This window comes from Pseudomonas emilianonis (assembly GCF_023072625.1).
In the GTDB taxonomy this organism is placed as follows: domain Bacteria; phylum Pseudomonadota; class Gammaproteobacteria; order Pseudomonadales; family Pseudomonadaceae; genus Aquipseudomonas; species Aquipseudomonas paraveronii.
In genome coordinates this window covers 1-9,209 of the sequence record NZ_JAKNRV010000206.1, presented here as the reverse complement: position 1 = coordinate 9,209, position 9,209 = coordinate 1, and the positions used below count along the sequence as shown (strand labels likewise).

Here is a 9,209-nt window from a genome sequence, read left to right as displayed (position 1 = left end):
GGGTGGACGCTGCCGCCAGCAGCACCCGCGAGCGATTCAGTGCTAACGGCACGACGCCCGCCCCGGTCAAAGGCACTTGGCAAAATGTCGACCAGGCGACCCTGAACATCGGCTATGAACTGGATTTCTGGGGCAAAAATCGCGCAGCCGTCGAGGCCGCCGTGGGACGCCGCCATGCCCTGGAAGTCGACAGCCGAGCAGCCGCGCTGATGGTCTCGGCGGCCGTGGTGCAAACCTATATCGACCTGAACGATACCTACGCGCAGTTGGACGTCGCCCAAGCGCTGCTGGACCAGCAAGTGCAGATCGAACAACTCACGCAGCAACGTTTTGCCGCGGAGTTGGGCACCCAGATCGATATCAAGCAATCCCAGGCCTCGCTGCCCGCCAGCCGGGCCAGCATTGCAGCGCTCAAGGAAATGATCGAGCTGCACCAAAACAAGCTCGCCTCATTACTGGGCCAGGGGCCGGACCGTGGGCGCTCGATTGCGCGCCCTCACCTGCAAGCCGGCAACAGCGTGGTGCTGCCCAGCCACATTGCCGCCGAACTGGTGGGCCATCGCCCCGACGTGGTTGCCCAACGCTGGCGGGTCGAGGCCTGCGGGCATGAGATCGACGTGGCGAAAGCGCGCTTTTATCCGAACGTGAACCTCACGGCGTTTGTCGGTTTGCAAAGCCTGGCGTTCGATACGTTCAACGATCACAGCAGTCGAATCCTGGGGTTTGCACCGGCGATCAGCCTGCCCATCTTCGAAGGTGGCCGCTTGCGCGGCAATCTGGATGCACAGGACGCGGCGTATGACCTGGCCGTGGAAAACTACAACCAGACCGTCGTCGATGCGCTGCGCGATATCGCCGATCAACTGTCATCGCTGCGCTGGTTGAAAGAACGCCTGGCTCAGCAACAGGAAGCGGTCGACACCGCCCAGGCGGCCGCCGACCTGGTCAACCTGCGCTATCGCGCAGGCCTGGCCACTTACTTGCAAGTGTTGGCGACCGAGAACGCGACCCTGGCCCAGAAGCGCCAACTGGTCACCTTGGCGTCTCGCGCCCTGTCGCTGCAAGCCAATTTGAGCCGGGCGCTGGGCGGCGGCTACCGCCCCGAGTTCCGCGCCTCCGTCCCTGCCCTCTCAACCGTAGCAGATCACTCATGACCACCCCGACGTCCGCCCCCACGCCTGTCAAACCGTCCTATCGCCCGCAGCGGCTGCTGATCCTGGGGATCGTGCTACTCCTGGCCGCCCTCGGCGGCGGGTACCTGCTCGGGCTGGGCAACCAGTCCACCGACGACGCCTACGTGGATGGCAACATCGTTCAGGTCACCGCCCAGGTCAGCGGCACCGTGACCGTCATCGGCGGCGACAACACCGACCATATCGACGCCCATGCGCTGCTGGTCACGCTCAATCCCGTGGATGCCGAGATCCAGTACCAGCGCGCCCAATCCAACCTGGCCCGCGCCGTGCGCCAGGCGCGCACCCAGTATTACCAGGTTCAGCAACTGCAGGCGCAAGTCAGCCAACGGCAAAACGACGTGCGCAAAGCCCAGGACGATGTGCGCCGCCGCAGCCAACTGGCCGCCAGCGGCGCGGTGTCCCGTGAAGAAATCAGCCATGCCGAGGAAGTCCTCAAAAACGCCCTCGCTGGCCTCGACGGCACACAACATGCGCTGGCCGTGCGCCTGGCGATGGTCGACAACACCACACTGCGCACCCACCCCGATGTGCTGGTGGCAGCCGCCAACTTGCGCGATGCGTACATTGCACTGCACCGCACGCAGATCTACTCGCCGGTCAGCGGCCTGATCACCAAGCGCAGCGTGCAAGTGGGTCAGCGCATCAACCCCGGCGTGGCTTTGATGTCGGTGGTACCGATCGATCAAGTGTGGGTGAACGCCAACTTCAAGGAGTCGCAGATCGAAGATCTGCGCATCGGCCAACCTGCCGTGCTGCGCGCCGACGCCTACGGACGCAAGGTGGTGTTCCACGGCACGATCGTCGGCCTGGATGCCGGTACCGGCAGTGCGTTTTCATTGATGCCCGCGCAAAACGCCACCGGCAACTGGATCAAAGTCACCCAGCGCGTGCCGGTGCGCATTGCGCTGCGCGCCGATGAAATTGCCGCTCACCCGCTGCGCCTGGGGCTCTCCATGCGCGTGTCCGTGGACACCACCGACACCCGTGGCCAGGTGCTCAACACCACCTCGCCGGCCCAACCCGCCTACAGCACCGATGTGTTCGAAAACGAGCTCAAGGACGCCAATGCGATGGTCGAACAGGTCATCAGCGCCAACGAAGACCGCGGCCAGGTCGCTCAGTCGCTCAAGCCTTGACGGGGTCCCTGCATGTACCGGAAAAACGCTGCCTTGTTGATGACCGTAGGGCTGCTCTGCGCGCTGGAATACCTGCAGGCCGGTATGATCGCGTTTGCGTCGGCACCGATCCGGGGCGAAATCGACGCCAGCCCCGAGGAGTTCACCCTGGTCGCGGCGCTGTATGCGTGTATCGCCGTGGTGGTGATCTCCAAGCAGCGCTGGTTGGTGGAACGGCTCGGCTGGCGCAACTTCATGCTCGGTTCGATCAGCATTTACGTGCTGGGCGCCGTTGTGTGCGGGATCAGTGGTGACCTGACCAGCTTCACCGTCGGCCGGGTCGTCATGGCGCTGGGGGGTGCCTCCTTTATGACCTCCGCGCGCCTGATGGTGAACCTGCTGCCACCGGGGCCCGGGCGATTCGTGGGGGTCAAAGTGTTTGCCACCGGCCTGGCCAGCGGCACGGCGGCAGCGCCGTTTCTGTCCTCGTTGGCGGTGGTCGAAGACACCTGGCACGCGATCTTCTGGCTGCTGATCGCCGGCGCGGTGGCCGCAGGCGGGCTGTGCATACGGTTCTTGCCCAGTGAGCCGATTCACGAAGACGAACGCTCACCGTCCAGCCCGGCGAATATCCTGCTGTTGTCCGTGAGCACCTTCTTTCTGTTGTATGTGCTGCAGCGCTCCTACTACGACTTCTACAACGAGTCGATCATCCTCCTGGCCTTCGCGCTGCTGGCGGCATTGGGCGTGTACATTTTCTTCCATGCCGAACACGCGAAAGACGAGCCCTTCCTCAAGGTCAAGGACTTGATGCAGTCACGCTATATCCTCGGCGTGGGTTTGTTTTGCTTCACCTATATCGTGCTGGGCAGCAACAACTACATCCTGCCGTACTTCCTGCAGAGCGGGCTTGGCTATTCTTGGGACACCATCGGCACGTTCCAGGCGTTCGGCCTTGCCGGCGCCTTGTTGACCTGGTTCGCGATGGCTCTGGTCATCCCCAAGTACCCGGCGCCCAAGAAGTTCTTCGTGGTCGGCTTTGCCGCGCTGATCAGCTTCGGCCTGTTGCTGTCCTCCCTGACCCTCGACGCCAACATGTGGACCAATATCTTGCCCGCGCTGGTGCTCAACGGCTGCTTTGTGATGCTGGTCCTCGCCACTGCCGCGATGCAGACCTTCCGCGACGTGACCCATCACGACACCTTGTTCGCCCACGCTTACCAGATCAAAAGCATGCTCGGGCAAATCGCGATGGCCATCGGCACGACCCTCGCCACCTTGTTCCTGCAATGGCGCACCACGCTGCAGTACAACAACCTCAACGGGCATTTCAACCCAGGCGATCCGCTGTACCAAGACAGCGCACAACGCCTGACCCTGGCCCTCAGCCCCGCCGTCGGCGCAGGCCCGGCCAACCAGATCGCCGTCGCGACGCTGGCCCAGGACCTGCACCAACAGGCAACCCTGGTGGCCAGCATGGAGTATTTCTGGGTGGTTATCGTGGTGGCCGGGGTGGCGTTGGGGGTTTCGATGGCGCAGAAGACTTTTAAGTGAAGGTTGTCGGAGGGGCTTGGGCGGGACGTTCACGATAAAAACCGGCTCTGCAGAGCCGGTCTCACTGCCTTGGGATCAGAACGGATAAGGCTGGTCGGAAGGCTCGACCGTGACCCATTTCACTTCGGTGAACTCCTCAATCACCGCGCTGCCGTCGAAGCGGCCATAGCCGCTGTTCTTCATGCCGCCATAGGGGGCCTGCGGCTCGTTTTGCACGGTGGCACCGTTGATATGCACGCAACCGGCATCGAGGCGGCTGGCCAGGTCCAGGGCCAGGCTGACATTGCGACTGAAAATCGCCGATGACAGGCCGAATGCCGTGTCGTTGGCCACGTGCAGCGCGTGCTCGGCGCCGTTCACACGAACCACGGTCGTGACCGGGCCGAAGGTTTCTTCATCGTAGATTTCCATCGCCGACGACACGCGATCCACCAGGGTAGGCACCATTTGCGCGTCTTGCGCCCGCCCACCCGCCATAATCTCGGCACCTTTGGCGACAGCATCATCGAGCATCTGGTTGATGCGCTTCACCGAGCCCTGGGAAATCATCGGGCCCACTACGCTGGCCGGGTTGGTCACCGGATTACCATGCTCAAGGCCGCGGATGCGTTGCGCGAATTTGGCCACGAACTCATCAGCCACCGCCTCATCGACCACGAAGCGTTCGGTGGACATGCAGATTTGCCCCTGGTACAGAAACGCACCGAAGATCGCGGCGTTGACGGCGCCGTCGAGGTCGGCATCTGCCAGCACGATAAACGGCGCCTTGCCGCCGAGCTCCAAGAGCGAGCGTTTGAGGTATTTCGCACAGGTCTGGGCAATCATCCGGCCGACGTTGGTCGAACCGGTGAAATTCACCCGGCGCACCGTATCGTGGGCGATCAGCACTTCGGTCACCGCACCGGCATCTTCGGGCGCTGAGATGATGAAGTTCACCACACCGGCCGGGAAGCCAGCGTCATAGAAGGCCTGGGCCAGCAGCTCGTGGGTGCGCGGGCTGTTCTCCGAACCCTTGAAAATCACGGTATTGCCGCAGGCCAACGGGTAAGCGACAGACCGCGTGCCGAGCAGGACGGGACCGTTCCAGGGCGCAATGCTCAGCACCGTGCCAACGGGCTGACGCAAGGTGACAGAGAGCGTGCCGGGCTTGTCGGTGGCCAGGGTCTCGCCTTTGATTTGCGTGGTGAGTGATGCTGCCTCTCGCAGCAGGTTGGCTGAACCCTGCACGTTGAACTGCGCCCACAGGCGCGACGCACCGATTTCTTCGGCCATCACCGCGCAAAACTGCTCCATCTTGCTTTCCAGTGCATCGGCGGCGGCCAGCAGCAGGCGGCGGCGCTCGGTCGGGCCGACCTTCGACCAGGTCTTGAACGCTTGCTGCGAAGAGGCTGCAACGCGGCGTGCGTCTTCCACGCTACAGGCAGCGCCAGTGGTGACAACCTTACCGCTGACCGGATCGATACGCTGGTAGGTCTTACCGTCCGAAGCCGCTTGTGGGATGTTGTCGATGACGAGCTGAACATTCATCTTGGGTTCCTTTGATGGGCTTGAAAAATCACGCCACGTCGGCCGTCGCCGGCATGCGCAATATCGGTTTGATGGTGATGCCGCTTTCGCTGTCGGCCATCGCTTCGTTGACTTGGTCGAACGTGTAGAAGCGGCACAACTTATCGAACGGGAAACGGCCTTGCAGGTGCAGGTCGACCAGGGTGGGAATGAACGCGTTGGCGACCACGTCGCCCTGGACGATGCCCATGATTCGCTTGCCGGGGATCATTACGTCGTTGACGTTGAACGCTACTTCGGTGCCCATCCGGGTCGCCCCGACGATCCCGCAGGTGCCCAGCGTGGTGAGGGCGTCGATGGCCTGGCGCAGCACTGGGGCGCGTCCCGAGCATTCGAGGCTGTAGTTGACCCCGCCGCCGGTGATCTCGCGAATGCGCGCCACCGGGTCTTCTTCGCGGCTGTTGATGACATGAGTGGCGCCAACTTCCAGCGCCAGGCTCAGACGGCTCGGGGTCACGTCGACCGCAATAATGGTGGTCGCTCCGGCAACCTTGGCAGCCATCACCGCCGCCAGGCCCACGGCACCGGCGCCGAACGCGGCGAAACTGGCGCCCGCCTCAACCTTCAGCGCTTTGAGCACCGAGCCTGCGCCGGTCTGAATGCCGCAACCCAGCGGGCCGAGCAATTCCAGCGGGGCCGCTTTGGACACTTTCACCACGTTGCGCTCATTGGCGATGGCATAGGTCGAAAAGGACGACTGGCCGAAAAAGTGGTCATGTATCGGTGCACCGGTGCCACAACTACAGGTCGATGTGCTGCCGTCCTGGCGGGCGCCGCCGAAATTCAGCGGGTGCATGTGCGAGCAGTGCGCGGGATGTCCGGTCTCGCAGGGCAGGCACAACCCGCAGGACATGTAGGTCATGACCACGTGATCGCCAGGAGCGATGGTGGTCACCGCCGCCCCCACCGCCTCGACAACGCCCGCGCCTTCATGGCCCAACACGATGGGCAACGGTGTTGGAAACAGCTGGTCACGCACGACCATATCGGTGTGACAGACACCGGTAGCGACCACACGCACGCGCACTTCGTCCGGGCGAGGAACCGCCAGTTGCGCCTGTTCGAACAGGAGTTTGCTGCCGCTTTCGCGCAGCACCGCGACGGTCACTTCGATGGGTTGGAGGGTGCTTTGGGGCATCGGTTTATCCTCTTGGGGCGAAGTCATCCCAGCGGCACGGGGCGCCGGGTACGTTGATCGGGTTATTCACACGCGGCCCAGCCCAGCTGTGCGCGAGCCGCTGTCAGGTCCGATTGCAGGTCGTGGTGCCACAACCAGTCGAAACGGCTGGCCAGGGTGCTCGACAAAAGGGGCTCGCGGTCCTCGACCTGAACGTCGCGAAACTCATAGAGCTCGCCCGCCTCGCGGGAGGTTCGCTGCACACGGCAGGCACGCGGCCGGCGGATGGCGTCGTACACCTGCAGCACGCGCTGGGCGTGACCTTCCAGCACACGTGGATCACCCAGCAGCCGCGCGAGCAGCCAAGCGTCTTCAAGCCCTTGCCCGGCGCCGGCGCCCTGGTGGGGAAGCATGGCGTGGGCCGCGTCACCGATCAGCGCAACGCGGCCATGGGTATAGCCGGCCAACTCGTCCAGTTCGTGAAGGGCCCACAACGTCGGTTCGGGAATGCACCCAAGCAGCACGCGCACCGCATCGTCCCACTGCGCGAACGCATCCAGCATTTGCGCCTGGCTGGTACTTTTGACCCAGGGCGTGCCGGGCGGCCATACCGGGTTAGGCTCGCTGCGATCGGAAAGAAACGCCACCACGTTGATCAAGCGGCCCTGCTTGACCGGAAACGTAAGGATGTGGGCATCGAGGCCCAAGTACATTTGCGGCACGTTGATCAGGTGTTCGTCCACGCCAGCCGAGCGATAGGCGGCGCGCAGTTGCTCACTGTCGATCATGCCGCGATAGGCGCAGGTACCGCTGAAACGAGGGGCGACCGCAGGCTGGCCCAGCCCCTGGAGAACATAGTCGCGTAGCGAAGACTTGATGCCGTCTGCCGCGATCAACAGGTCGCACTCGTAGTCCGTGCCATCGGTGAACCGAACGCTGACGCGGTCACCCGTCTCCTCGGCGCCGACTGCGCGCTTGTCGAAGCGGGCGACACCTTCGGGTAATTGCTGGGCCAGGGCGTCGAGGAAATCCGCGCGGTGTACGGAGGACTGTCCGACACCCGGGGCGAGGCTGGCACCGAGATAACCGGCATCGACGCCACGGCGCCATTCAAACCAGATGTCTTGCCAGGGTTGCAAAGTGCGGTCGGCAATCCGCTCGTAGGGCTTGCCGATTCCCAGTCCCTCGATGGCGCGCACGGCGTTCGCACCGAACGACACACCGGCACCGACCTCACCGAAGGCGCAGGCCGCTTCAAACAATGTCACCTGCAGGTGCGGGTGACGGCAGAGATCAAGAGCCAAAGCTACGCCGGCGATACCGCCGCCGACGATGCCCACTTGCAAGACAGAATGAGGGCGAGTCATGGGAAAACCTTTTTAGTGTTTTTTTTGGAATAGATCGATCATGACTATTCACAAACTATTGATAAATGCCCTCATACCCATACAAGCTATCACCAGCCTGAATACACATAGCCATTGGTAAGGCCACGGAGCGATAAACCGAGATGAACCTGCGCGAGCTTGATCTGAATCTGCTGGTGATTTTTAACCAGTTGCTGGTGGACCGAAGCGTGTCGGTGGCGGCCGAGAGCCTGGGGCTGACTCAACCCGCAGCCAGCAATGCGCTCAAGCGTTTGCGCACCACCTTCAACGACGAGTTGTTCGTGCGCACGCCAAAGGGCATGCAGCCCACACCCTATGCCGCGCAACTGGCGGAGCCGATCTCCCAGGCGATCAGCCTGCTGCATGGTGCGATCAACCGGCAGGACGAATTCGACCCGGCGACCAGCCAGAAGCGCTTCGTGGTGGCAATGACCGATATCGGGGAAATTTACTTTATGTCGCGCTTGATCCAAGCGCTGCTTGAACAGGCCCCCGGCATCTCGGTGACCACCCTGCGAAGCACCGCGGATCTGTCCGAGAACCTGGCCAATGGTGAAGTGGACCTGGCCGTCGGCTTACTGCCGGACCTGCAGGCAGGCTTCTACCAACGACGCCTGTTTCACCATCGCTACGTGTGTCTGTGTCGCAAGGACCACCCGCTGACTCAACAGCCGATGACCCGGGAACGCTTTTGCGCATTCGGGCATGTCAGGATCTTGGCCGCGAGCACCGGGCACGGCGAAATCGACACGCATATGCAACGCGCGGGCTTGCAACGCGAGATTCGGCTCGAAGTGCCGCACTTTGTCGCGGTCGGCCATATCCTGCAGAACACTGACCTGATCGCCACGGTACCCGAGCGCTTCGCCACCAGCTGTGTGGAGCCCTTCGGCCTGACGAGCCTGCCGCTGCCCCTGCCGTTGCCCGAAATCGCCATCAACCTGTTCTGGCACGGTAAATACAATCGCGACCCGGCCAACAAATGGTTCCGCCAACTGATGTTCGAACTGTTCAGCGATTAAGCGCCACTCACTGCCAATGCGCGCACAGCCTGACCAGCTCATCGACCACATACCGCACCTTCGGCCGCAGATGGGACACCTTCGGCCACACGGCATGCACATCGACCGGTTCGGGCTCATACGCTTGCAGCACTTCCACCAGCCGGCCCGCGTCAATGTCGTCCTGGAACAGGCTGCGCGGCATCTGGCACAGGCCGGCGCCGGCCACGGCGGCGAGGATCATGGCCTCGCCATCGCCGATCTGATGGGTG

The 9,209-nt window shown here is 62.9% G+C and carries 8 protein-coding genes; 4 read left to right on the top strand and 4 right to left on the bottom strand.

Translation table 11 applies throughout. The features are described from left to right. The 3 genes from L9Z73_RS19195 to L9Z73_RS19185 all read left to right on the top strand — a co-directional run. Positions 1–1,154, top strand: a 1,154-nt coding sequence (locus L9Z73_RS19195) for an efflux transporter outer membrane subunit (protein WP_247404112.1), incomplete at its 5' end; no start/stop codon positions are given. Continuing rightward, positions 1,151–2,332: an efflux RND transporter periplasmic adaptor subunit gene (locus L9Z73_RS19190; RefSeq protein ID WP_247404108.1), complete on the top strand. Its 1,182-nt coding sequence runs from the start codon at positions 1,151–1,153 to the stop codon at positions 2,330–2,332. The genes L9Z73_RS19195 and L9Z73_RS19190, both read left to right, overlap by 4 nt. Positions 2,333–2,344: 12 nt before the next feature. Then, positions 2,345–3,865 (top strand): MFS transporter, encoded by a 1,521-nt coding sequence (locus L9Z73_RS19185; RefSeq protein WP_247404106.1) that lies wholly within the window; start codon positions 2,345–2,347, stop codon positions 3,863–3,865. A 75-nt stretch (positions 3,866–3,940) separates the two neighbouring features. Here L9Z73_RS19185 and L9Z73_RS19180 read toward each other — a convergent pair whose 3' ends face one another. From L9Z73_RS19180 to salA, 3 genes are all read right to left on the bottom strand, one after another. Beyond that, on the bottom strand, positions 3,941–5,392 hold the full coding sequence (locus tag L9Z73_RS19180; RefSeq protein ID WP_247404103.1) for an aldehyde dehydrogenase: 1,452 nt from the start codon (positions 5,390–5,392) through the stop codon (positions 3,941–3,943). A gap of 28 nt (positions 5,393–5,420) precedes the next feature. Continuing rightward, on the bottom strand, positions 5,421–6,569 hold the full coding sequence (locus L9Z73_RS19175) for an NAD(P)-dependent alcohol dehydrogenase (RefSeq protein WP_247404100.1): 1,149 nt from the start codon (positions 6,567–6,569) through the stop codon (positions 5,421–5,423). Positions 6,570–6,631: 62 nt separating this feature from the next. Further along, positions 6,632–7,915, bottom strand: a complete 1,284-nt coding sequence (gene salA / locus L9Z73_RS19170) for a salicylate 1-monooxygenase (protein WP_247404097.1) — start codon at positions 7,913–7,915, stop codon at positions 6,632–6,634. Positions 7,916–8,058: 143 nt separating this feature from the next. On the opposite strand from salA, the gene L9Z73_RS19165 reads away from it, so the two are divergent. Continuing rightward, positions 8,059–8,958 (top strand): LysR family transcriptional regulator, encoded by a 900-nt coding sequence (locus L9Z73_RS19165; protein ID WP_247404094.1) that lies wholly within the window; start codon positions 8,059–8,061, stop codon positions 8,956–8,958. Positions 8,959–8,965: 7 nt separating this feature from the next. Here L9Z73_RS19165 and L9Z73_RS19160 read toward each other — a convergent pair. Then, the coding region (locus tag L9Z73_RS19160) for a LysR substrate-binding domain-containing protein (RefSeq protein WP_247404091.1) at positions 8,966–9,209 on the bottom strand (244 nt) is incomplete at its 5' end.